The organism is Curtobacterium sp. 314Chir4.1 (assembly GCF_900215175.1).
Lineage (GTDB): Bacteria > Actinomycetota > Actinomycetes > Actinomycetales > Microbacteriaceae > Curtobacterium > Curtobacterium pusillum_A.
The window spans coordinates 410,740-432,482 of record NZ_OCMI01000004.1 but is presented as its reverse complement, the minus strand read 5'-3'; the positions used below and the strand labels follow the sequence as shown (position 1 = coordinate 432,482).

21 protein-coding genes and 1 pseudogene are annotated in these 21,743 nt (G+C 72.1%); 8 read left to right on the top strand and 14 right to left on the bottom strand.

The genetic code is table 11. The features are described 5' to 3' along the window. Positions 1-71: 71 nt before the first annotated feature. On the bottom strand, positions 72-953 hold the full coding sequence (locus CRP27_RS14845) for an aldo/keto reductase (RefSeq protein ID WP_097181381.1): 882 nt from the start codon (positions 951-953) through the stop codon (positions 72-74). Between the two features lie 85 nt (positions 954-1,038). Between CRP27_RS14845 and CRP27_RS14840 the strand changes: the two genes are divergently transcribed. Then, positions 1,039-1,959 carry an endonuclease/exonuclease/phosphatase family protein gene (locus CRP27_RS14840; RefSeq protein ID WP_097181380.1) on the top strand — a complete coding sequence of 307 codons (921 nt, stop codon included), beginning with the start codon at positions 1,039-1,041 and terminating at the stop codon, positions 1,957-1,959. Positions 1,960-1,978: 19 nt separating this feature from the next. Here CRP27_RS14840 and CRP27_RS14835 read toward each other — a convergent pair whose 3' ends face one another. The 3 genes from CRP27_RS14835 to CRP27_RS14825 all read right to left on the bottom strand — a co-directional run bounded on the left by CRP27_RS14835 (position 1,979) and on the right by CRP27_RS14825 (position 4,805). After that, entirely contained in the window at positions 1,979-2,560 is a 582-nt protein-coding gene (locus tag CRP27_RS14835; protein ID WP_097181379.1) for a YdeI family protein, read from the bottom strand. 130 nt (positions 2,561-2,690) lie between these two features. Further along, entirely contained in the window at positions 2,691-4,253 is a 1,563-nt protein-coding gene (locus CRP27_RS14830; RefSeq protein WP_097181378.1) for an FAD-binding oxidoreductase, read from the bottom strand. A gap of 9 nt (positions 4,254-4,262) precedes the next feature. Continuing rightward, positions 4,263-4,805: an acyl-CoA thioesterase gene (locus tag CRP27_RS14825; RefSeq protein ID WP_097181377.1), complete on the bottom strand. Its 543-nt coding sequence runs from the start codon at positions 4,803-4,805 to the stop codon at positions 4,263-4,265. 129 nt (positions 4,806-4,934) lie between these two features. Here CRP27_RS14825 and CRP27_RS14820 point away from each other — a divergent pair, with 129 nt between their 5' ends. Together CRP27_RS14820 and CRP27_RS14815 are read left to right on the top strand one after the other, a co-directional pair. Next, positions 4,935-5,921: an aldo/keto reductase gene (locus CRP27_RS14820; RefSeq protein WP_079237509.1), complete on the top strand. Its 987-nt coding sequence runs from the start codon at positions 4,935-4,937 to the stop codon at positions 5,919-5,921. Positions 5,922-6,099: 178 nt separating this feature from the next. Next, a complete protein-coding gene (locus tag CRP27_RS14815; RefSeq protein ID WP_255257604.1) occupies positions 6,100-7,491 on the top strand; it encodes a nucleobase:cation symporter-2 family protein in 1,392 nt (463 codons plus the stop codon). A 282-nt stretch (positions 7,492-7,773) separates the two neighbouring features. Here CRP27_RS14815 and uraH read toward each other — a convergent pair whose 3' ends face one another. The 4 genes and pseudogenes from uraH to CRP27_RS14800 form a co-directional block, all read right to left on the bottom strand. Next, on the bottom strand, positions 7,774-8,112 hold the full coding sequence (gene uraH / locus CRP27_RS18535) for a hydroxyisourate hydrolase (protein ID WP_176505644.1): 339 nt from the start codon (positions 8,110-8,112) through the stop codon (positions 7,774-7,776). Beyond that, positions 8,113-8,571: pseudogene (gene uraD / locus CRP27_RS18530) on the bottom strand (2-oxo-4-hydroxy-4-carboxy-5-ureidoimidazoline decarboxylase); the annotation flags it as partial. Positions 8,572-8,724: 153 nt separating this feature from the next. After that, a complete protein-coding gene (locus CRP27_RS14805) occupies positions 8,725-9,207 on the bottom strand; it encodes an FBP domain-containing protein (RefSeq protein ID WP_097181376.1) in 483 nt (160 codons plus the stop codon). A gap of 180 nt (positions 9,208-9,387) precedes the next feature. Then, on the bottom strand, positions 9,388-10,200 hold the full coding sequence (locus CRP27_RS14800; protein ID WP_097181375.1) for a class I SAM-dependent methyltransferase: 813 nt from the start codon (positions 10,198-10,200) through the stop codon (positions 9,388-9,390). Between the two features lie 38 nt (positions 10,201-10,238). On the opposite strand from CRP27_RS14800, the gene CRP27_RS14795 reads away from it, so the two are divergent. After that, positions 10,239-10,475, top strand: a complete 237-nt coding sequence (locus CRP27_RS14795; RefSeq protein ID WP_097181374.1) for a hypothetical protein — start codon at positions 10,239-10,241, stop codon at positions 10,473-10,475. Between the two features lie 19 nt (positions 10,476-10,494). Here the strand turns inward: CRP27_RS14795 and CRP27_RS14790 are convergent, their stop codons facing one another. The 3 genes from CRP27_RS14790 to CRP27_RS14780 all read right to left on the bottom strand — a co-directional run bounded on the left by CRP27_RS14790 (position 10,495) and on the right by CRP27_RS14780 (position 13,983). Continuing rightward, positions 10,495-11,400: a helix-turn-helix transcriptional regulator gene (locus tag CRP27_RS14790; protein ID WP_097181373.1), complete on the bottom strand. Its 906-nt coding sequence runs from the start codon at positions 11,398-11,400 to the stop codon at positions 10,495-10,497. A 256-nt stretch (positions 11,401-11,656) separates the two neighbouring features. Next, positions 11,657-12,916: a hemolysin family protein gene (locus CRP27_RS14785; protein ID WP_097181372.1), complete on the bottom strand. Its 1,260-nt coding sequence runs from the start codon at positions 12,914-12,916 to the stop codon at positions 11,657-11,659. An 83-nt stretch (positions 12,917-12,999) separates the two neighbouring features. After that, positions 13,000-13,983 carry a M23 family metallopeptidase gene (locus CRP27_RS14780; protein ID WP_176505623.1) on the bottom strand — a complete coding sequence of 328 codons (984 nt, stop codon included), beginning with the start codon at positions 13,981-13,983 and terminating at the stop codon, positions 13,000-13,002. A 162-nt stretch (positions 13,984-14,145) separates the two neighbouring features. Here CRP27_RS14780 and CRP27_RS14775 point away from each other — a divergent pair, with 162 nt between their 5' ends. Continuing rightward, the gene (locus CRP27_RS14775; RefSeq protein ID WP_097181370.1) at positions 14,146-14,640 is read left to right on the top strand and encodes a hypothetical protein; all 495 of its coding nucleotides are present in this window, start codon (positions 14,146-14,148) and stop codon (positions 14,638-14,640) included. A gap of 21 nt (positions 14,641-14,661) precedes the next feature. Here CRP27_RS14775 and CRP27_RS14770 read toward each other — a convergent pair whose 3' ends face one another. Beyond that, positions 14,662-16,353, bottom strand: a complete 1,692-nt coding sequence (locus CRP27_RS14770) for a sodium:proton antiporter (protein WP_097181369.1) — start codon at positions 16,351-16,353, stop codon at positions 14,662-14,664. 27 nt (positions 16,354-16,380) lie between these two features. After that, the gene (locus tag CRP27_RS14765; RefSeq protein WP_141399782.1) at positions 16,381-16,746 is read right to left on the bottom strand and encodes a hypothetical protein; all 366 of its coding nucleotides are present in this window, start codon (positions 16,744-16,746) and stop codon (positions 16,381-16,383) included. A 191-nt stretch (positions 16,747-16,937) separates the two neighbouring features. Between CRP27_RS14765 and CRP27_RS14760 the strand changes: the two genes are divergently transcribed. Continuing rightward, positions 16,938-19,148 carry an NADP-dependent isocitrate dehydrogenase gene (locus tag CRP27_RS14760; RefSeq protein ID WP_097181367.1) on the top strand — a complete coding sequence of 737 codons (2,211 nt, stop codon included), beginning with the start codon at positions 16,938-16,940 and terminating at the stop codon, positions 19,146-19,148. Positions 19,149-19,290: 142 nt separating this feature from the next. On the opposite strand, the gene CRP27_RS14755 is transcribed toward CRP27_RS14760, so the two are convergent. Further along, complete coding sequence (locus CRP27_RS14755; protein ID WP_097181366.1) at positions 19,291-19,737, bottom strand: DUF3817 domain-containing protein; 447 nt, start codon at positions 19,735-19,737, stop codon at positions 19,291-19,293. An 89-nt stretch (positions 19,738-19,826) separates the two neighbouring features. Between CRP27_RS14755 and CRP27_RS14750 the strand changes: the two genes are divergently transcribed. Together CRP27_RS14750 and CRP27_RS14745 are read left to right on the top strand one after the other, a co-directional pair. Further along, positions 19,827-20,603, top strand: coding sequence for a ThuA domain-containing protein (locus CRP27_RS14750; RefSeq protein ID WP_255257603.1), 777 nt, complete (start codon positions 19,827-19,829; stop codon positions 20,601-20,603). After that, positions 20,600-21,730, top strand: coding sequence for a PP2C family protein-serine/threonine phosphatase (locus CRP27_RS14745; protein ID WP_097181365.1), 1,131 nt, complete (start codon positions 20,600-20,602; stop codon positions 21,728-21,730). Before CRP27_RS14750 ends, CRP27_RS14745 begins: the two co-directional genes overlap by 4 nt. The last annotated feature ends 13 nt before the right edge of the window (positions 21,731-21,743 follow it).

The following is a 21,743-nucleotide window of genomic DNA, read 5'->3' as shown; positions in this document are numbered from 1 at the left end:
AATCGGACAGCAGACGGACTGGAGGCACGGTGCCAGCTGGCACCGTGCCTCCAGTCCGTCCCGTGGTCGCGTCAGCGACCCAGCTTCGACAGCTCCTCGAACTCGTCGTCGGTCAGCTCGATGGTCGCGCCCTCCAGGTTGTCCTCCAGGTGGTCGACGCTCGACGTCCCGGGGATCGGCAGCACCACCGGCGAGCGCTTGAGCAGCCACGCCAGCGCGAGCTGCGCCGGGGTCGCCCCCTTGCGCTCGGCGATCTCGGTGAGCGGGGAGTCCGCCCCGGTCAGTCCGCCGGTCGCGAGCGGGAACCACGGGATGAACGCGATGCCCTGCTCGGTCGACCAGTCGAGGAGCTCCTCGGCGTCGCGCTTCTGCAGGTTGTACAGGTTCTGGACCGAGACGATCGTCGCGATCTCCTGTGCGGCCTGGACGTCGCTGACGGAGACCTCGGACAGGCCGATGTGCCGGATCTTGCCCTCGTCCTGCAGCTTCTGCAGCTCGCCGACCTGGTCCTCGAGCGGGACCTTCGGGTCGATGCGGTGCAGCTGGAACAGGTCGATGCGTTCGAGCCCGAGACGGCGGAGGCTCATCTCGGCCTCCTGCCGCAGGTACTCCGGGCGGCCGACCGGCGGCCACTCGTTCGGGCCGGTGCGGGTGAGGCCGGCCTTCGTCGCGATGACGACGTCGTCGCCGTAGGGGTGGAGGGCTTCGTGCAGGAGCTCCTCGGCGACGTAGGGGCCGTACGAGTCGGCGGTGTCGAAGAAGTCCACGCCGAGCTCGACGGCGCGCTTGAGGACCCGGACGGCCTCGTCGCGGTCCTTCGGCGGCCCCCAGACGCCGGGGCCGGTGAGCTGCATGGTGCCGTAGCCCAGGCGGTGGACCTCGAGGTCCCCGCCGATGCGGAAGGTGCCGGAGGCGGCTGCCGGACGGTTCGTGGTGTCGGTGCCAATGGTCATGGACCCGGTGTACGCCTGACCGTTCGACCCGTGCTGGACGGTTGTCCCCCGGGCGGCTGTCAGATCGGGTTCCTATGCTCGTCGGGTGCCCTTCCGTTCCCCACGACGGAGTCCCGGCCGCTCGCTCGTCATCGGTGTCGTCGGGATCGTGCTGCTCGCCGGGATCGTCGTCCTCGTGTTCCCCGCCGCGCTCGGTGTCCTCGGGACCGCCGGTTCGGTCGTCGGCTCACTGCTCCCCTGGCTCGCCCTGCTGCTCGTCCCCGTCGCCGGGGTCGCCCTCGGCACCCGGTCGAAGCGGCTCGCGGTGGGAGCCTTGGCGTTCGCCGCCGCGTGGGCGTTCGCGATCCTGCCCGGGGTGCTCACGCCGGACGCGCCGGGGTCGCCGCAGCTGACGGTGGTCACCGAGAACGTCGAGGCCGCGAACCCGGACCCAGCGGCCACCGCCCGGTCGATCGCGGCACGCGGCCCGGACGTCATCGCGCTCGAGGAGCTCACCGAATCCTCCGGCACTGCCGTCGCGGGCGTGCTCGACGAGCGGTACCCGCACCACTACCGGGTCGGGTCGGTCGGGGTGTGGAGCAGGACGACGCTGCGCGACGGCGAGCCGATGACGCTCGGCCTCGGGTGGGCACGAGCGCTCCGGGTCACCGTGGACACCGACCTCGGGGACGTCCGGCTGTACGTCGTGCACATGGACTCGCTGCGGCTCGGCGGCGAGGACGGACGGCCGACGATGCTGGCGTCCCTCGCGACCGCGGCCCGTGACGACGACGCGGAGCGGCTCGTCGTCGCCGGGGACTTCAACGGCGGCTCGAAGGACCCGGAGATGCTCCCGCTGACCCGGATGCTCGACGAGGGCGGCGGGTTCGGGTTCACCTGGCCCGCGCAGGCGCCCGTCGTGCGGATCGACCACGTGTTCGTCCGCGGGCTCGACACCACGTCGACCGAGGTCCTCCCGGCGAACGGGAGCGATCACCGGGGCGTGCGGGTCGGGCTCCGGGGCTGACGGCCGGTCGGCCGGTGGCTCAGGCCTTCCGCGGGTACGGGGTCTCGCCGCGCTCGAGCCCGCCGACGAGCTTCGCCAGCCGGTTCGCCCGAGCCGTGGCGCTCGGCGCGGTCGTGATCCGGTGCAGCACCGCGTACCGGTTCGTGGCGTCGAGTTCGGCGAACAACGCGGCGGCTGCCGGGGAGGCGTCGAGTGCTGCCTGCAGGTCCTCGGGCACGGTGGCCGCGGCGGCCCCGGAGTAGGCGCGGTCCCACCGGCCGTCTCCCTTCGCGCGGTCGATCTCCGCCTGGCCCCGGTCCCGCATGCGTCCCTCGGCGACGAGGGTCACGACGAGCCCGATGTTCCGCTGCGACCAGAGCGAGGCCCTCCGCCGCGGGGTGAACCGCTGTCGGAACGTGGCCTCGTCGCGCCCGCGCTTCTGCCCGTCGATCCAGCCGGAGCACAGGGCCTCGTCGAGCGCCTGGTCGTACGTCAGCGTCGTCGGCTCCGTGGTGCCCTTCTTCGCGAGGACGAGCCACACCCCGTCGGGTTCGGCCTCGTGGGCGTCGAGCCAGGCGCGCCAGGCGGCGGCGTCCGGCAGCACGAGGTCGTCGATGTCCACGCGCTCATCGTAGGACGGGCCGCCGTCATCCCGGCGAGACGCCGCACGACGGCCGAGACACCGCGGGATCCGGCGGCGTTCCGCGCGTCGGGCGGTGTCTCGCGCGTCCGGCGGCGTCGCGGCGCGCCGGTCACACCCAGTGCGGCTGCGCCAGCACCCCCGTCGGATCCGCCTGCTCCGCGATCCGGTGCAACCGGGAGGTGTTCACGTCGAAGTAGTCCGCCGGGTCCGTGATCGCCGCGTCGCAGTAGTTCGCGTACGCCGCGTCGCCCCACGCCGGCCGCATCGCCTTCCGGAACCCCCGCACGTACGCGTCGAACGGCGCCGGGTCCGCCCCGTCCGCGAACACCGCCGTGTACTGCACGGTCATCAGTGCCGATCGCCACGGGAACGCGGTGTCGGTCCGTCCGACGTCCGACACGACGCCGCCGAGCGCGTCGAGGGCGACCCCGCCCTCGCGGTTGCCGGCGACGTCGCCAGCCGCGGCCGCGTGCTGCACGAGGGTGTCGATCTGCGCGTCCGTCAGCTTCGTGGTGCCGATCGACGAGGTCGCCGCCTGCGAGACCCGCTGCGCCTTCCCCGCGAGCGTCGACATCGCCGCTCCGTAGGTCAGCTGCTGGGCGGTGTGCGCGAGCGGCGTGGCACCGGTCGCGCGGATGAACCCGTCGACGGAGGCGTCCGCACCGGTCTTCGCCCCGGTCCACACGCCGGTCACGGTGACCGTCGGGGCGGTGTGCCGCGAGCCGTTCAGGAGCTTGAGCGTCGACCACAGCTGCCGGTCCGCCGAGGGCGCCCAGTCCTGCCAGGCGCGTACCACGGCAGCGGCGGCCGACCACCGGAAGGTGATGCGGAAGAGCAGTACGGGAGGCGCGGCCTGCGTCCGGTAGGTCAGCGCGGTCACGACGCCGACGCTTCCACCCCCGCCGCCGCGGCAGGCCCAGAACAGGTCGGGTTCGGCGGTCGCCGAGACGTCGTGCACGGTGCCGTCGGGGGTGACGAGGGTCGCACCGGTGAGCTGGTCGCAGGTCAGGCCGAAGGAGCGCACGAGCACGCCGACACCGCCGCCGAGCGTCAGCCCGCCGATGCCGACCGTCGGGCAGGACCCGGCGCCGATGGCACGGCCGGCCTTCGCGAGCGCGGCGTACACGTCCGCGAGCTGCGCACCGGGGCCGATCGTCACGGTGTCGTCGTCGTGCAGCTGGATCCGGTCGAGGTCCTGCGTGCTGATCACGAGCGACCGCGGGACGTCGGTGCCGCTCGCGCCGCCGGCCGACCACCCCGTGTAGGAGTGCCCGCCGGCCCGGAGCGCCACGGGGGTGTTCGTGTTCCGGGCGAAGGCGAGCCCGGCCTGCACGTCGGTGGCGTCGGCGGCCCGGAGGATCGCCTGCGGATCGGCGTCGTCGTACCGGGGGTTCTCGACGAGCCGTGCCGAGTCCCAACCGTTCGACCCCGACCGCAGCAGCCGGCCGGACACCGCGGCGGCGAGGGCGTCCCACGTGTCGGGTCCGCCCGGGGTCGGGGACGCGGTCGGGGTCCGGGTCGGCCGGGGTGTCGACGTGGCGCTGGGCGACGGCGACGGGGACGGTCGACTGCACGCCGCGAGTACCCCGGCGATCCCGAGTCCGACTCCTCCGGCGAGCAGGACCCGTCGGCTGGTGGCAGGGGTGCGGTGCTCGTCGTCGCGTTCGCTCACCGGACCTGTCTACCCTGCGGAGCTGCTGATGCGGGTCGCCCCCGCCCACTCGTGCACCCACTCCGGCACCGACAGGTCCCGGTCCGTCGCGCCCGCTGCCTCGAGGAGCTCCGACGGCGGCACCGTCCCGCCGGTCTTCCGCAGGAACCGCCCCTGCACCACCGCACGGGCGACGACGACCCCGCGCCGGCTGAACGTCTGCTCGAGGTACACGGCGCGGTCGTCGACCCCGAGCACCCGGGTGACGAGCTCGAACCGCTGCCCGAGCGTCAACGACCGCTTGTAGGTGATCGTCTGCGCGGACACCACCGGGTACCAGCCCCGCTCGGCGATGGCTGCCCAGAACCCGGAGCGGAGCATGAGGTCGAGCCGCCCGAGGTCGAGCATCGACAGGTACTTCCCGTTGTTCACGTGCCGCAGCGGGTCGAGGTCGGTCAGGGTCACGCGGAAAGGCGTGCGGACCTCGTCCCAGAGCGACGGTCGCCGTCCGCCGGTCGTGGGACGGAGCCGGACGCGCAACCGGAGCAGGAACAGGCGGAAGTACAGGTTCACGATCCGATCCCACCAGGGTGACCGCCGGTCGTGCGGAACCTTGGAGGAACCGCACGAAGCCGCATTCCCCGCTGACGGGTCCGGTCAGTGCCTCCCTCCAACCGAGGGACCCGGAGTAGACCTGCACCCATGCAGACACGCAAGCTCGCAGACCTCGAGGTCGGACCGATCGGCCTCGGAACCATGGGCATGAGCGCCTTCTACACGGGCGCCGGCACCGACGACGACGAGTCGATCCGCACCATCCACCGCGCGATCGACCTCGGCGTCACCCTGTTCGACACGGCCGAGGCCTACGGGCCCTACACGAACGAGGACCTGCTCCGCCGGGCCCTCGGCGACCGCCGCGACGACGTCGTCATCGCGACGAAGTTCGGGCTCATCACCCACACCGCCGGAGAGGAGACCCCGGCCACCGGTCGCGGCATCAGCTCCGCGCCGGAGTCCGTCCGAGAGGCGCTCGAGGGCTCCCTCCGTCGGCTCGGCACCGACCACATCGACCTCTACTACCAGCACCGCGTCGACCCGGCCGTCCCGATCGAGGACGTGATCGGTCAGCTCGCCGGCTTCGTGCAGGAGGGCAAGATCCGCCACATCGGCCTGTCCGAGGCGAGCGCGGCGACGATCCGGAAGGCACACGCCGTCCACCCGATCACGGCCCTGCAGAGCGAGTACTCGCTGTGGACCCGGGACCCGGAGGGCGACGTGCTCGACACCCTCCGCGAACTCGGCATCGGCCTCGTGCCCTACTCGCCACTCGGCCGCGGGTTCCTCACCGGTGCCATCACGAAGCCGTCCGACCTGGACTCCGACGACTTCCGCCTGGCGAACCCGCGCTTCCAGGAGGAGGCATTCGCCGAGAACATGCGGATCGTCGACGCCGTCAAGGAGATCGCCACCGAGGCCGGCGGGACCCCGGCGCAGGTGGCGCTCGCCTGGCTGCTCGCGCAGGGCGACGACGTCGTCCCGATCCCCGGCACGAAGCGGGTCTCGCGACTCGAGGAGAACGTCGGTGCAGCCGACCTCACCCTGACGGCGGACCAGATCTCGCGCCTGTCGGCGCTGCCGGTCCCGACGGGCGACCGCTACCCCGACATGTCGACCATCGGTCGGTAGACGCAACCGGAAGACGGCCTGGAGGCCCGTGGCGGATCCGCCACGGGCCTCCAGGCCGTTTCGGGGTGCGTTTCGGGCGCGTGCGGGGTGACGGACGCGACCCACGCCCGTCATCCCCGGGAAACACGGGCTGCATAGCGTCCGGAGGACAGGGAAATCCACCACCGGAGGGGACGCCATGACGACCACGAAGACCAGTGCGGACGGGGTGGACGCCGTCCCGCCGCTCGCACGACTCCTGCCGCTCGGCCTGCAGCACGTGCTCGCGATGTACGCGGGGGCGATCGCCGTGCCGCTCATCGTCGGCGGAGCGCTCGGCTTCGACAGCGCCGACCTGGCGTTCCTCATCAGCGCGGACCTGTTCGTCGCCGGACTCGCCACGATCGTGCAGTCAGTCGGCTTCTGGCGGTTCGGCGTCCGACTGCCGCTCGTGCAGGGCGTCACGTTCGCCGCCGTCGGCCCGATGATCGCGATCGGCACCGAGCACGGCATCACCGCCGTCTACGGGGCGACGATCGCGTGCGGTGTCTTCATGGTCGTGATCGCCCCGTGGTTCGCGCAGCTCGTGCGGCTGTTCCCGCCGATCGTCACCGGCACGGTCATCCTGATCATCGGGCTGTCGTTGATGAGCGTCGCGGCTGGTTGGGTCACCGACGGCGGCAAGGACGGTGCGGCCGATCCGCTCGACGTCGCGTTCGCCGCGGGGGTGCTGCTCGCGATCGTCCTGGTCGAGCGGTTCGCGCCGCGGGGGCTCGCCCGGGTGTCGGTGCTGTTCGGGCTGCTGCTCGGCACCGTCGTGGCGCTGTTCGTCCCGGGCATGGTCGACGGATCGGGCATCGGGAGTGCCTCGTGGTTCGCGTTCGTCACGCCGTTCCACTTCGGGCTGCCGACGTTCGACCTGGCCTCGATCGTCTCGATGCTCGTCGTCGGTCTCGTCATCATGACCGAGACGACCGGCGACATGATCGCCGTCGGTGAGGTCACGGGCCGGCCGGTCTCGAAGCGGACGCTCGCCGACGGGCTCCGCGCGGACGGCCTCGGCACGGTCGTCGGCGGGGTGTTCAACACGTTCCCGTACACGGCGTTCGCGCAGAACGTCGGGCTCGTCGCACTCACCGGGGTGCGCTCCCGGTACGTGGCGACGGCGGCAGGCGGCATCCTCGTGGTGCTCGGCCTCGTGCCGAAGGTGGCCGCGGTCGTCGAGGCGATCCCGCACGCGGTGCTCGGTGGCGCCGGCGTGGCCCTGTTCGGCATGGTCGCGGCGTCGGGCATCAGGACGCTGTCGAAGGTGCGGTTCGACAACCGGAACGTGCTCGTCGTGGCGCTCCCGCTCGGCATCGCGCTGCTGCCGACCGTCGCCCCGGAGATCTACGGGCAGTTCCCGACCTGGTTCACGTTGGTCTTCGACTCGGGCATCTCGGCCGGGGCGGTCGCGGCGATCCTGCTCAACCTGCTGCTCGGGTCGCGCTCCGTGGCCGAACGGTACGGCGAGGACCCGGCGGTGGGGTCGTACGACGGGGTGCGCTCCACGGCCCCGATCGCCGTCGCCCGCGAGTCCGACCCGGTCTGACCCGGTCCGGCCGGTTCTGGCCGGTCGTCCGGTCGTCCGGGCGTCCGGCCGGTCGTCCGGTCGGCGGTTCTGGTCCGCCGGGCACGCGAGCGGGCGAAACATGCCCCCGAACTCATGGCTCGGGCGCGTCTTTCGCCCGCTCGCGTGCGTCCGGGGCTCCTGCATGCCACGCCAGGCATACGACGCCCCCGCGTGACGGGTGCACATCCTGACGACGAGTGCACGTGGTGGATCGCGCGCACTCGTCGTCGGAGCGCGCGGCCGCCGGGGCGGACGCTCGCGTCAGCTCCCTCGGTAGGTGCTGTAGGCGAACGGGCTGAGCAGCAGCGGCACGTGGAGGTGTTCGGTGCCGCTCACGGTGAAGGCGACGACCACGAACGGGTGGAACGCCGGCACCCCGACGGCACGGTGGTAGCGCCCTGTGCCGAAGCGGAGCTGCAGATCGCCGCGAGGCAGGACGTCCGGCCCGAGGGCGGCGCGCCCGTCGGCGTCGGTCGTGCCGGTGGCGATGACGTCTCCGTCGACCGTGCTCAGCACGAGGTCGATCCCGGCGGCCGGGACGCCCCGGGTCGCGTCGAGCACGTGGGTGGTGAGGTGCGGGACGGCGAAGGTCGCACGGATGCGGTGCACGGCGATGTCGGCGAGGGCTGCGGCGGCCTCGAGCGTCTCGGCTGCGGGATCGTTGCCGAGCCGTCGTTCGAGTTCGCCCAACAGCTCCTCCGGCGTCCGTCCGGCAGCCCGCACGAGGAACACCCGTCCGAACCGGCGCTCGTACTCGGCGTTGCCCGCGGCGATCGCTCCCGCGACGTCGTCCGCGGCGGTCTGCATCGCCGACTGCTCACGAGCTGAGGAGGCATCCACCGCCCGCTCACCGATCCGCGGGTGCTGGGCAAGTGCCGCATCGAGCTCCGTCGGGCCCCAGGACCCGGCGGCGGCAGCGGCTCGCTCGGTGAGCGACTGCACGCTGCCGAACGGCCGGGCGGCCACGAGTGTGTCGACCCACGCGGGAACGTCCGCCCATCCACGGATCACCGCTGCGGCATCGGAGGCGGTCGCGTCGTTGAAATCGCCGAGGTCCATCCCCCCACGCTACGGAACGCCCGTTTCACGGGCATTACGCGGCGGTTTCCCCCGGAACGCGACCAGCGGCCCTGGAACGGGCCGGTCTGCCGGACTGGAGGCGCGGGTCGGCCCCGCCCCGCCCCTCCCCTCCGTCACCGGGTCGCGCTGGGGCTAGACCTCGGCGGCGAACGACGCGGCGCGGAGCTGCAGGTCCTCGATCCGCCGCAGGCGGGCGGCCTCGACGTCGTAGCCCTCGTAGGCGGGCGGTGGCAGCCTCCGGACGTTCCGGGAGCACTGGAACTCCTGGCAGACGAGCGTGCCGACCGTGTTGCCGTTCCGTCCCGCCTTGCCGGATCGCTTGGCGCTGTAGAACACGACGTCGTTCGGGAGCTTCACGTCCTGGCACCACGAGCACTGCGCACGTGCGCGCGACGAGGCCTCGGCCTGCCGGAACAGGATGCCGATGAGGTCACCCTCGAGTGTGGGCACGACGGCGTACGCACGGCGGCCGATCTTCGGGTCGCGCCAGCCGAGGAAGTCGAGGCCGTCCCAGTCGATCGTCTCGAAGTCGGCGGGCAGCGTGAGGTCGGAGGTCTCCCTGCGGGAGGCGTTCACGAAGGAGGTACGCAGGGTCTTCTCGCTGATGGGCAGCATGGTGCATCGCTTTCGGAAGGGCCCGTTGCACGCGGACGCGCGCCGCACCGGGCGGAGGGTTCAGGGTTCGATGACGGCGGCCACACCGAACGGTGCGACCTGGGGCATCACGCCCTGATGTCGGCGTCTCGGGCGCCGACCACCTCCTGGAAGCTCACCCGACCAGCCTACGACGACGTGTCAAGCCGGGCGTGTCGCGGTGGACTCGTCAGAGCTCACCGGCACCGCGGTGACCAGCACGAGCGAGCCCTCGTACGTCGGCTGCACGCGGAGCGAACCGTGGGCGCGGTCCCAGTCGCCCGACTCGAGCGCGGTCCGGAGCGCGGCGACCGACCGTCGGGCGGTCAACTCGTCGACGAAGCTCCACGCCGAGTTCGCCTGCCGGGCGCCCGGGTCGAGGAGCCGCTCGGGCCGGGCGTAGTACGCCTCCGAGAACCCGTCGACGCAGGTGAAGGGGATCGGCAGCGGGGTGCTCGTCACGGTGTCCTGGCCGAGCGCGTCGGCGATGCGGGCGAGGGAGGGGTAGCGCCGCGCCTCGGTGGCCATGACCTCGGGGGCGTACTCGGCGAGCCAGTAGTCCTCGACCCGGTCGGGGTCGCACGTCAGGATCACGATCGGGCCCCGGGTCACCCGACGCATCTCGGCCAGCCCGCGCTCGAGGTCGCCCCACTGGTGCACGGAGAACGTCGTCATCGCGGCGTCGAACGTGTCGTCGGCGAACGGGAGGTCCCCGGCGACGGCGTCGATCGCCGTCGCGAGGGACTCCGGGCGCTGGGCGCGCATCGACGCCGAGGGTTCGACCGGAGTCACGTCGCGGTCGGTCGGTTCGTACGAGCCGGCACCGGCGCCGACGTTGAGGACGGTCCGGGCATCGCCGAGGGCCGCCCCGATGGCCCGGGCGAACGACGGCTCCGGTCGGCGGTACTTCCGGTAGTCCTGCCCGATGCGGGCGTAGTCGGCGTCCCCCGCTGAACCGTCCGTCGTCCTCGTCACGATCCCAGCCTACGGACCGTGGCTGTTACGGTCGGGACATGGTCTCCGGGGGATTCGCCGTCGTCAGCGTGCTGTACATCGCCTTCTTCGTGGCGCTCGCCGTGCTGGTGGTCGCACTCATCGTGCTCGTGTTCGCCGCAATCCGCGTGCTGCGGTTGTCCGCGACGGAGCGACGGCTGCGCATCGAGCGGCTGCGGTACCAGGCGGTCGTCGACGGCATCGACGACGGCGGTGCCGGTCCGGACACGACCGGTCCGACGTCGCCCGCCGCCTGACGACCGCGGCGACGACGGGTCAGTCGACGGGTTCGGACTCCGACTCGCGTAACGCCGCGTACTGCTCTGCGCGCTCGGTCGCCGCCCAGGACCCGAGGAGCGCGAGCGACCGCTCGGACTCGCTGCCCGGCTCCGCCGAGTACGAGAACATCACGAGGCCGGGGTCGGCGACGAGCTCGAGCGCCTCGTAGTCGAGCCGCAGTTCCCCGACGATCGGGTGCAGGATCCGCTTCTTCCCGGTCCGGTGCATGCGGACGTCGTGCGCGGCCCACCAGGTGCGGAACTCCTCGCTCCGCGTCGACAGCTCACCGACGAGCGTCACCAGCCCGGGCTCGCAGGGGTTCGACACCGCGGCCGCACGGAGGATCGCCACCGCGTCCCGGGCGGTCTGCGCCCAGTCCGGGAAGAACTCCTTGGCCACCGGGTCGAGGAACGTGAAGCGTGCGGTGTTGACCGGGCGCCCGGGGCCGGCGAACATCGGCGCGTACAGGGCACGGCCGAGCTCGTTCGTCGCGACGACGTCACCGCGCTCGTTCCGCACCCACGCTGGCGCTCCCGTGATCGAGTCCAGCAGCCGCTGCACCCCGGGTCGCACCCGGGTCGGGACGTTGCGGTGCATGACCTTCACACCGGCGTTCGCGAGACGCGCGAGGTCCCAGAGGTGGATGCGCTCGTCCTCGTCGAGCTGCAGTGCGCCGGCGAGCCCCTCGAGCACGCTGTCCGAGACGCCCTTGAGCGAGCCTCGTTCGAGCCGCGTGTAGTAGTCGACGCTCACCCCGGCGAGCATGGCGACCTCGTGGCGACGCAGCCCCGGCACGCGCCGGACCCCACCGCCGAACGAGGGCATGCCGACCTGCTCCGGGGTGAGTCGCGCCCGCCTCGAGGACAGGAAGTCGCGGATCTCGTTGCGCACGTCGATACCCATGCGACGAGCGTACGTCCCGCGGCTGGTACCGAGGCAGGCCCTGCCCGTACCCGCCGGGGCCCCGGCCGGCCCGTCGGCCGGCTGCGGTGGTTTCGCTGGCGCGAAAGCGACGGAACCCGCGGTCGCCGCGCGGTGGCTGCCTCGGAAGCGACAGTCTGCAGCACGGGTCCCGCGGGATCCTGTCGCTTTCGCGGGTGGGCGCGAGGCCGGGGCGGACGGGAGGCGCGGGGCGGGGCGGCCACGCGCCTCCCGTCCGTCAGGCGGTCGCGCTGGCCGTGATGCGGACGCGCGCCACGCGGTGACCGTCCGTGGCGGTCACCTCGAGGCGGTGGCCGTCCACCTCGACGACGTCGCCCACCTCGGGCACGCGGTCGAGGGCGACCTGCACCAGGCCGCCCACGGTCTCGTAGTCGCCATCGGGCAGGGCCGGGCCGCCGTCGGCGACGAGGTCCTCGAGCACGGTCGCTCCGTCCACACCGTCGTGCTCGGCCGTGGGTTCGTCGTACTCATCGCGGATGCGTCCGACGAGGTCCTCGAGCAGCGCTTCGAGCGTCACCATGCCCGCGCTGCCGCCGTACTCGTCGACGACCAGGGCGATCTGGTGTCCCTCGGTGCGCATGTCCGCGATCGCACTCGACAGCGACTTCGTCTCCGGCAACGCGAGCACGGGCCGGACCAGCGTCGAGACCGGGGCCGTGGGGTCGACCGGGCGCAGGAGGTCCCGCAGGTGCACGAAGCCGTCGACGTGGTCCCGCGTGCCGTCCGTGACGAGGTACCGGGTGTGCCCGAGGTCGATCGCGCGGTCGGTGGCCGCGGCGATCGAGGTACCCGCGTCGATCGTCGACACGTCGTACCAGGGTCGCATCGACTCGCGCAGGATGCGATCGCCGGCGTCGAGTGCGCTCCGGGCGATCCGGCGCCCCTGCGCGTCGATGGCGTCGTGGTCCTCGACGAGGCCGCGGAGCTCCTCGGTGCTCATCGACTCGCTCCGGGCGTTCGGGTCGCCGCCGAGCAGCCGCACGACGGTGTCGGTCGACTTCGAGAGCAGCCAGATCACCGGGCGCATGAGCGTGGCGAACCGCTCGAGCGTCGGGGCGACCGCCATCGAGAAGCCCTCGGCACGCTGCAGGGCGAGCCGCTTCGGCACCAGCTCGCCGAACACGAGCGACAGGTACGCGATGACGAGCGTCATCAGCACGAGCGCCACCGTCTCGGCCACGCCCTGCTCGAGACCGAGCCCGGTGAACAGCGGCGCCACGTCGGGGGCGATCGACGACGCCCCGTACGCGGCGGAGAAGAAGCCCGCGACGGTCACGCCGATCTGCACGGCGGACAGGAACCGGTTCGGGTCGCGCCCGAGCTCGGCGACGCGCATGCCCCGGGAGCCCCGACGCTCGAGTTGCTGCAGCTGCGACTCACGGAGCGAGACGAGGGCGATCTCGGCGGCGGCGAACACGCCGCCGACGAGCACGAAGAGGACCACGAGCCCGAAGGCGATCCAGGTGTCGGCGCCCATCAGCGGGCTGCCGGGTCAGATCGGCGTCGGGCGGGCGGTCTGTGACAGTCGTCCATGTCTGTGACTCTGCACAGGAAAGCTGATCAAGCGGTGAGGGAACGCCCGATGCGCGCTTCGAGCCAGGCTTCCGGGTCGATCGGCGTGACGCCGTCCATCCAGACCTCGAGGTGCAGGTGCGCCCCGGTCGAGACCCCGGAGGAGCCGACCTTGCCGATGAACTCGCCTGCCTCGACGGTGTCGCCGACCTTGAGCGGGGAGGACCCAGGGATCATGTGGCCGTAGAGCGTGGAGACCTCGCGACCGTCGACCACGTGGTCGATGATCACCGCGGTGCCGTACGAGAAGTAGGTTCCGGAGACCCGGACGGTTCCAGCGGCGACGGCGCCGATCGGAGCGCCCATGCCGGGGTTGAAGTCGAGGCCCTGGTGCAACGACGAGCACGCGCCGCACGGTGCCGAGCGGTAGCCGAAGCCCGAGCTCATCCGGACGGGCCCGGGGAACGGCGACCGGATCTCGCCGCCGTACGACACCGACGTACCAGGAGCCCCGGCCGAGCCGCCGCCGACGGTGAACTCGTCGCGGTCGAGGACGCTCGCCGAGATCGCCTGTGTCACGGCGTAGTCCTGCGTGCGGACGGACGGCGCGAGGGTCGCGGTGGCCATCGAGGTCCCGGCGCTGGCGTGGGCCGGCATCGCCGACGCGGCGAACATCGCCAGGGCCGCGAGCGCACTGGTCAGGGTGATCCGGCTTGCGCGGTGCGACCGGGAGGCGCGGGGAGCGCTGGGCGCTCGCGTCACGCTGGGTGCGGGGCGGCGGACGACGCGCTGGATGCGGGAGTCGACGTGCTCGGTGGTGGCGCGGGCTGCAGTGGCCCGGCGGCCGGTGCGCTCCGGCTTCGCGGGACGCTCGGCAGTCGTGCGCTCGGCAGTCGGGCGCTCGGGCTTCGCCGGGCGTTCGCGACGGGCCGGCTTGCGGGCGGCTGCGCGCTCTGCCTCGAGGGCGGCGCGACGGGACAGGTGCACCACCGGGGTGTCCGGGTGCTGGTCGTGTTCGCGTGCAGTCGTCATGGCCGCCCACCATTCTGCACGACTCTGTCGCTTTGTACAGGTCATTTCGTGATCTCATCGTTACCGACGCCCTGAGAGGGTCCTGATCCGCCCGCCCGCCCCGGCCGCGCACCCAACGGGATCGGTAGTGTCCGCAGTGAGCGAGCGGAAAGGACCCTCCACATGGCCCGAACGCCGCGAGAGCGGCACGAACCCGTCGACCTGGCGTCGGCGCACGTCGTGCTCGCAGGGACGCAGGAACTGCTGCCGGTGCTCCGGACCGCCGCCGTGCGCGCGGGGGTCGATGCGGCCCGGATGCGCGTGGTGGGTGTCGACGACCTGCCGGATCCCGGCGAGACCTGGGACGCGGAGCTCGCCGTCATCGCGATCCGCCGACCGGGCAGCGACCCCGCGTTCCACCGTGCACAAGAGGCGGCGGAGACGATCGACTCGTTGCTCGCCCCGCACGCCGTCCGGATCGTCGTCACCGTGTCCGGCCTGACCCGGCTCGCGCCCAAGCTCGAGCGGACGCTGACGTCCGAGGTCCTGCACCAGATCGGTGCGGCGTCGGCGCCGTCCGGGTTCGAACGACCCTTCCGGAGCTTTCGGATGCGGCTCGGGCTCGCGGCGCTGAAGACCGCCGGGGTCCGGGTCTTCCGGGTCCGCATCGGCGAGTGACCTCGGGCCGCCAGTCAACGGTCAGCGGGCCGGCGCTCCCCTGAGTTCGAGGGCGATCTGCTCGGCGTCGAGGTTCTGCAGCATCGACTCGAGCACCTCGGCGTCGAAGCTCCCGTCGTCGCGGGCGTCGAGGACGGCGGCGCGCTGGGCCTCGAGCACCGCGAGCCGTCGGGCCTTCTCGCGACCCATCCACGCCCGGAGCTCGGCGGGGTCGGCTGCTTCGAGTTCCTCACGCGCACGGGGCCCGGCCTCGCCCGTGCCGGGGACCTGCTCCGCCGCCGTCCGCATGAGGTCGAGGAGCCGCTTGCGCTCCTCGGTGTCCTTCGCGGCGGTGTCCGGCGCCGGAGCGGCGATCCTGCGGAGGAGGGGTCCGATCGTGCCGCCCTGGACCACGAGCGACAGCAGGGCGACCGCGAAGGCGATGAACACGAGCAGCGACTTCTGCGGCGTGCCGTCGGGCAGCGTCTGCGCCGCGGCGACCGTGACCGCCCCGCGCATCCCGGCCCAGACGACCGCAGTGCCCTCCCGCCAGCCGAGCGGTGCCTTCGTGTAGTACGCGATGTCCGCCAGGGTTCGGCGGACCCGCGTGGAGAACCGGTCGAGCTCCCGCTCCGACGGCGCGCGGTTGCCGGGGCGGTGCTCACGGATGACCTCGCTCATGGCGTCGCGGTCACCGGCGTGCATCTCGGCGAACCGCTGCTGCATGCGCTCCCCGCGCTTGGCGCTCGACGACAGGGCGAGCAGCAGCGGCACCACGTACGCGGCCCGGACGACCACGGTCAGCACGAGGGCGCCGACGGCGATGAGGAGCGCCGGCCCGATGCCCGTGTGGTCCCGCTCGACCTCCCGGAGGATGGACGCGAGCTCGAGGCCCATGGTGAGGAACACCGCACCCTCGAGCACGAGTTCGATCGTCTGCCAGTTCTGCGCGTCCGACAGGCGGTGCCCCGGCGGGAGCTTCCGTGGGCCGACGATCCCGGTGAACAGCCCGGCGACGACCGCCGCGACGAGCCCGGACCCGTGCAGGTACTCGGTCGGGACGGCGGCGACGAACGGGACCGCGAACGAGAGGGCCGTGTTGACCGCCGCGTTCGGGACCCGGGCGCGGACGGACACGTTCGCCCAGCCGACGAACCAGCCGATCACCACGGCGATGGCCACGGCCTTCGCGAAGTCCCCGAGCGCGCCCCAGAACGAGAACGACGCGGCCGCGGCGGCGATGGCGGTCCGGAGGAGCACGAGCGCGGTCGCGTCGTTGAGCAGTGATTCGCCGTCGAGGATCGAGATCGCCCGGCGGGAGATCGAGGTCTGCTTGACGATCGAGGTGGCCACCGCGTCGGTCGGACTGACGATCGCCCCCAGTGCGATGCCCCACCAGAACCCGAGCCCCGGGATCACCCAGGCGAAGAACAGCCCGAGCACGAGGCTCGACGCGATGACGAGCAGGACCGACAGGCCGCTGATGGCGCCGAACTCGCGCCGGAAGTTCATGGACGGCATCGACACCGCCGACGAGTACAGCAGCGGCGGCAGGACCCCGGCGAGGATCCACTCCGGGTCGATCTCGGCGTTCGGGATCCACGGCACGAGGCTCGCGATGATCCCGACGACGACGAGCACGAGCGGCGCCGCGACACCGATGCGCGGACCGAGCACGGCGGCGCCCGCGATGGCGATGAGGGCGATGACGCCGACGACGAGGAATTCGGTCACGCACCCACCATGACACCGTTCGGGCGGTCAGTCCCGGTCGGGCTCCGCGCTGTGGAGCGCCGAGGCGTTCACGGCGTGGTGTGGAGGAACGATGTGCGCGACGACGGCCACGCTCCCCGCGGCGAGGACGAGTGCGAGCGTGCCCGCGGTCACGGCGGTCCCGATCCGCCGCAACCGCGAGCCCGACCCGCGGTCCCGCGGCGCGAACCGGGCGATGCCACGGCGCGGTTCCGGTCCGACCAGCCACGGTCCCGAGCCGTCCTCGTCGTACGAGAACGGACCGGAACCGTCTGGTGCGTACCGGTAGGGCCCGCTGCCGTCGACGGCGTAGGCGGAGCGCAGGTCCTCGGCGGACCACCCGAAGTCCGATGGTGTCTGCCGTGTCGTGGACATGCGCGCCTCCTGCGGTCGTGTGCTGCGGAAGACCATTGCAGGCGACGTTCCTATGAGTCGACAGTGCGCCTCCAGGAAGTCGACCGAGCGTCTGCTCGACGCAGACCGCACCATGTATCTTGATGTCGAGACATCCTGCGCCACGAGTACCGTGGACGTACCGACGGTCGAACAAGGGAGTACCCGCCAGCATGGCCAAGATCATCTACACCCTCACGGACGAGGCACCGTTCCTCGCCACCCACTCCTTCCTCCCGGTCATCCAGGCCTTCGCCGGCACCGCAGGTGTCGACGTCGAGACCCGCGACATCTCGCTCTCCGGCCGGATCATCGCCCAGTTCCCGGAGCGGCTCACCGCCGAGCAGCGCCTGGACGACGCCCTCGCCGAGCTCGGCGACCTGGCGAAGACGCCCGAGGCGAACATCATCAAGCTGCCGAACATCTCGGCGTCGATCCCGCAGCTCAAGGCCGCGATCAAGGAACTCCAGGCGCAGGGCTACGACCTGCCGGACTACCCCGACGAGCCGACGACCGACGACGAGCGCGACGCCCGCGCCCGCTACGACCGCACCAAGGGCAGCGCCGTGAACCCGGTGCTGCGCGAGGGCAACTCGGACCGTCGCGCGCCGCTCTCGGTGAAGAACTACGCCCGCAAGCACCCGCACCGCATGGGCGCGTGGTCGTCCGACTCGAAGACGAACGTCGTGACCATGGGCGTCGACGACTTCCGCTCGAACGAGCAGTCCTGGATCGCTCCGGCGGACGACGTCCTGACGATCGAGTTCGTCGGCACGGACGGCGAGACCACGGTCCTCAAGCAGTCGATCCCCGTCCTCGCGGGCGAGGTCGTCGACGGCACCGTGCTGCACGTCGCCGCGCTCGAGGCCTTCCTGCAGGACCAGATCGCCGCGGCGAAGGAGCAGGGCGTCCTGTTCTCGGTGCACCTCAAGGCCACGATGATGAAGGTCTCCGACCCGATCATCTTCGGCCACGTCATCCGCGCGTTCTTCCCGAGCGTCTTCGAGCGCTTCGGTGCCGACCTCGTCGCCGCGGGCCTCAACCCGAACGACGGCCTCGGCTCGATCCTCGCCGGCCTCGACGCCGTGCCGAACGGTGCGGAGATCAAGCGGGCCTTCGCGGACGGCATCGACGCCGGCCCCGAGCTCGCGATGGTCGACTCCGACAAGGGCATCACGAACCTGCACGTCCCGAGCGACGTCATCGTCGACGCCTCGATGCCGGCGATGATCCGCACCTCCGGTCACATGTGGGGCCCGGACGGCGACGAGCACGACACCCTCGCGGTCATCCCCGACTCGAGCTACGCCGGCATCTACCAGGTCGTCATCGACGACTGCCGCGCGAACGGCGCGTTCGACCCGGCCACCATGGGCTCGGTGCCGAACGTCGGCCTGATGGCGCAGAAGGCCGAGGAGTACGGCTCGCACGACAAGACGTTCGAGGTCCCGGCAGCGGGGCGCGTGCGCGTCGTCACGAGCGGCGGCGACACGGTCATCGAGCACGACGTCGAGGCTGGCGACATCTGGCGCGCCTGCCAGACCAAGGACGTCGCGATCCGCGACTGGGTGAAGCTCGCGGTCACCCGTGCGCGTGCCTCCGAGACCCCCGCCGTGTTCTGGCTCGACGAGACGCGTGCGCACGACGCGAACCTCATCGGCCTCGTCCGCACCTACCTCGGCGAGCAGGACACCGACGGGCTGCAGATCGAGATCCTCTCCCCCGAGGACGCCATGCGCTTCTCGCTCGAGCGCATCCGTCGCGGCGAGGACACCATCTCGGTCACGGGCAACGTCCTCCGCGACTACCTCACCGACCTCTTCCCGATCATGGAGCTCGGCACGTCGGCGAAGATGCTCTCCGTCGTCCCGCTGCTCGGCGGTGGCGGCCTGTTCGAGACCGGTGCCGGTGGTTCGGCGCCGAAGCACGTGCAGCAGCTCGTGCAGCAGAACTACCTGCGCTGGGACAGCCTCGGCGAGTTCCTGGCGCTCGCGGTCAGCCTCGAGCACCTCGCCGGTGTGACGGGCAACGAGCGGGCGAAGATCCTCGGCGAGACCCTCGACCGTGCCACCGGGACGTTCCTCGAGCAGGACAAGTCCCCCGGTCGCAAGCTCGGCTCGATCGACAACCGCGGCAGCCACTTCTACCTGGCGAAGTACTGGGCCGAGGAACTCGCGGCGCAGACCTCGGACACCGAGCTCGCGGCGGCCTTCGCGCAGATCGCGTCGACACTGGGCGAGCAGGAGGCCACCATCGTCGGTGAGCTGAACGGCGTGCAGGGGCACCCGGCGGACATCGGCGGGTACTACCGCCCCGACGACGCGAAGACGAGCGCCGTGATGCGCCCGTCCGCCACGTTGAACCAGGTCCTCGCGGCCCTGTAGCCGCGCTGACGACGGACGGGCGCGCCCCGCTCGGCGGCGACGCGAAGCGTCGCGCGGGGCGCGCCGACTGAGCCTGCGAGGGAGGGCGGTGCCAGCTGGCACCGTGCCTCCCGTCCGTCGTGTGGTGGCGACCACCGCGTCGTCATCGACCCGGCGGGCCGACCGCCAGCAGCGCCAGGAACACCAGGGCGACGGCCACGACACCGACGCCGATCGACACGGCGGGGCGGCGCACCACGAAGAAGAGCAGGCGGTCCCAGAACCCGGCGTGCCCCTCGGCCCCTCGGCGCCACGGGCCCTCGAGCATCCCGCGCCGGGCCACCGCGACCTCGAACGGCACGGTCGCGTACGGCACGACGGCACTCGCCCACCCGAGCACGAGCGCCCCGAACGACCACCGCTGGTTCACCGCGACCACGGTCGTGACGACGAGGTAGGCCAGGAACACGAACCCGTGCACCCCGCCGCCGATCCGCACGCCCCAGTCACCGGCGTCGAGTCCGTACTTCACCACCATCCCGGCGATGAGGAGCGTCCAGGTCACGAGTTCGGCCACCGCGGCGGCGCGGAACAGGGATCGGGGAGTCATGCCGACATCGTGACCGAGCCGGCCTGGAGAAGCCCCGACACTCCGGCGGTCGTATCGATTCGACGCCCGGGGAGGCTAGCGTGGGAGCCATGTCGACGCCGACCGAATCCCGTCCCCTGAACATCGTCGTCTGGAACGAGAACGTGCACGAGAGCCGGGGTGACGAGACCGTCATCGGGCACTACCCGGACGGCATGCACACCGTGATCGCCGCCGCGCTCCGCGAGCACCACCCCGAGGCGACCGTGAGCACCGCCACGCTGCAGGAGCCCGACCACGGCATCACCGCCGAGCGTCTCGCCACCACCGACGTGCTGTTCTGGTGGGGGCACGCCGCCCACGACGAGGTGAGCGACGCCGTGGTCGACCTGGTGGTCGAGGCCGTGCACGCCGGGATGGGCCTCGTGGTGCTGCACTCCGGGCACTACTCCAAGCCGTTCAAGCGCCTGATGGGCACGACGTGCTCCCTGAAGTGGCGCAACGACGGCGAGCGCGAACTCGTCTGGACCGTCGCGCCGGAGCACCCGATCGCCGCCGGTGTCCCGCACCCGATCGTCATCGAGCGGCAGGAGATGTACGGCGAGTACTTCGACATCCCGCGGCCAGACGAAGAAGTGTTCCTGTCGACCTTCGCCGGCGGTGAGGTCTTCCGCTCCGGCGTCGCCTACCGTCGTGGCCTCGGGAAGGTCTTCTACTTCTCCCCCGGCGACCAGGAGTACCCCGTGTACCACCATCCGGACATCCAGCGGGTGCTGTCGAACGCGGCGTCCTGGGCGGCGCCGGTGTCCGAGCGGCGCGAGCTCACCGCCGACCCCCACCCGCGGGACTGGTTCCTGGGCGAGGGTGCGGGTAGACAGGACGGGTGACCCACCTCGACGCCGCAGCGCACCGAACGGCAGTGGTCGAGGCGCTCGGCGTCCTCGGCAGCGGCCCCGAGGAACGCTTCGACCGCATCACCCGCATGACGCAGGAGGCCTTCGGCGTCCCGCTGACCTTCCTCAACCTCGTGCACGACGACCTCGTGACGGCGCAGTCCACGCAGGGCTGGCGGCAGGGCGGGAGTGCTCCGGCCGAGCAGGTCTTCTGCTCGACGACGGTCCTGACCGACGAACCGATGGTGGTGCCCGACGCGACGCTCGACCCGCGGTTCGCGCACCTCGCGGCGGTGACCGAGCAGGGCATCCGGTTCTACGCGGGCGCACCCCTGTCGATGCTCGACGGCACCCGGGTCGGCACGCTCTGCATCATGGACGCGAAGCCGCGCGAGCTGACCGCAGAGGACCTCGACCTGCTCCGGGACCTCGCGCGCTGGGCGGAGCGCGAACTCGGGCACACGATCGAGCGGGACCGGGTCCGGCGGGTCGTCGACGGCCTCGTCCCGGAGCCGGTGACGGTGCCCGGGTACCGTCTCGACACCCTGTCCGTCCCGCGGGAGGACTCGGGCGACGTCGGCGACTGGCGACTCGCGGCCGACGGTCGACTGCACCTCACGGTCGGTTCGGTCCCGGCGGCGGGACGCGCGTCCGCGCTCCTCGCGGCGGCGGTCCGTGCCGCGGTCATCGCGCGCACGGACGTCGCGATGGGAAAGGCGATCGTCGGCCTGGAGGCGCAGATCGCCGCCGACCTGTCGGCTGCGGACACCGTGGGGTCGCTCTTCCACCTCCGGCTCGACCCGACGTCGGGTCACGTCGACCACGGGGACGCCGGACACGGCCTCGCGGTGCTCCTGCACGCCGACGGCACGGCCGAGGCGCTGCGGTCGCACGACCTGCCGATCGGCCTGCAGCCGCAGACGGTCCCGCGCACGCCGGGATCCCTGGACCTCGCGCCCGGCGACCGGATCGTGCTGTGCACCGACGGGGTGCTGGCCGGGGTGGGGGACCTCGACGCCCTGGTCGAGCTGGCCAGGGCGACGACGGACGGAGCCGACCTGGTCGACCGCGTCCGTGCGGTCGCGACGGGTGGGACGCTCATCGTCCTCACCCGCGACTGAGCGGGTCGCGCCC

Excerpts from the sequence above, each read along its gene's own strand:
- CRP27_RS14755 (WP_097181366.1), bottom strand. The coding sequence starts at position 19,737 with ATGACTCCCCGATCCCTGTTCCGCGCCGCCGCGGTGGCCGAACTCGTG.
- CRP27_RS14780 (WP_176505623.1), bottom strand. The coding sequence starts at position 13,983 with ATGACGACTGCACGCGAACACGACCAGCACCCGGACACCCCGGTGGTG.
- CRP27_RS14750 (WP_255257603.1), top strand. The coding sequence starts at position 19,827 with ATGTCGACGCCGACCGAATCCCGTCCCCTGAACATCGTCGTCTGGAAC.
- CRP27_RS14805 (WP_097181376.1), bottom strand. The coding sequence starts at position 9,207 with ATGCTGCCCATCAGCGAGAAGACCCTGCGTACCTCCTTCGTGAACGCC.
- CRP27_RS14845 (WP_097181381.1), bottom strand. The coding sequence starts at position 953 with ATGACCATTGGCACCGACACCACGAACCGTCCGGCAGCCGCCTCCGGC.
- CRP27_RS14775 (WP_097181370.1), top strand. The coding sequence starts at position 14,146 with ATGGCCCGAACGCCGCGAGAGCGGCACGAACCCGTCGACCTGGCGTCG.
- CRP27_RS14815 (WP_255257604.1), top strand. The coding sequence starts at position 6,100 with ATGACGACCACGAAGACCAGTGCGGACGGGGTGGACGCCGTCCCGCCG.
- CRP27_RS14765 (WP_141399782.1), bottom strand. The coding sequence starts at position 16,746 with ATGTCCACGACACGGCAGACACCATCGGACTTCGGGTGGTCCGCCGAG.
- CRP27_RS14785 (WP_097181372.1), bottom strand. The coding sequence starts at position 12,916 with ATGGGCGCCGACACCTGGATCGCCTTCGGGCTCGTGGTCCTCTTCGTG.
- CRP27_RS14795 (WP_097181374.1), top strand. The coding sequence starts at position 10,239 with ATGGTCTCCGGGGGATTCGCCGTCGTCAGCGTGCTGTACATCGCCTTC.
- CRP27_RS14820 (WP_079237509.1), top strand. The coding sequence starts at position 4,935 with ATGCAGACACGCAAGCTCGCAGACCTCGAGGTCGGACCGATCGGCCTC.
- CRP27_RS14790 (WP_097181373.1), bottom strand. The coding sequence starts at position 11,400 with ATGGGTATCGACGTGCGCAACGAGATCCGCGACTTCCTGTCCTCGAGG.
- CRP27_RS14760 (WP_097181367.1), top strand. The coding sequence starts at position 16,938 with ATGGCCAAGATCATCTACACCCTCACGGACGAGGCACCGTTCCTCGCC.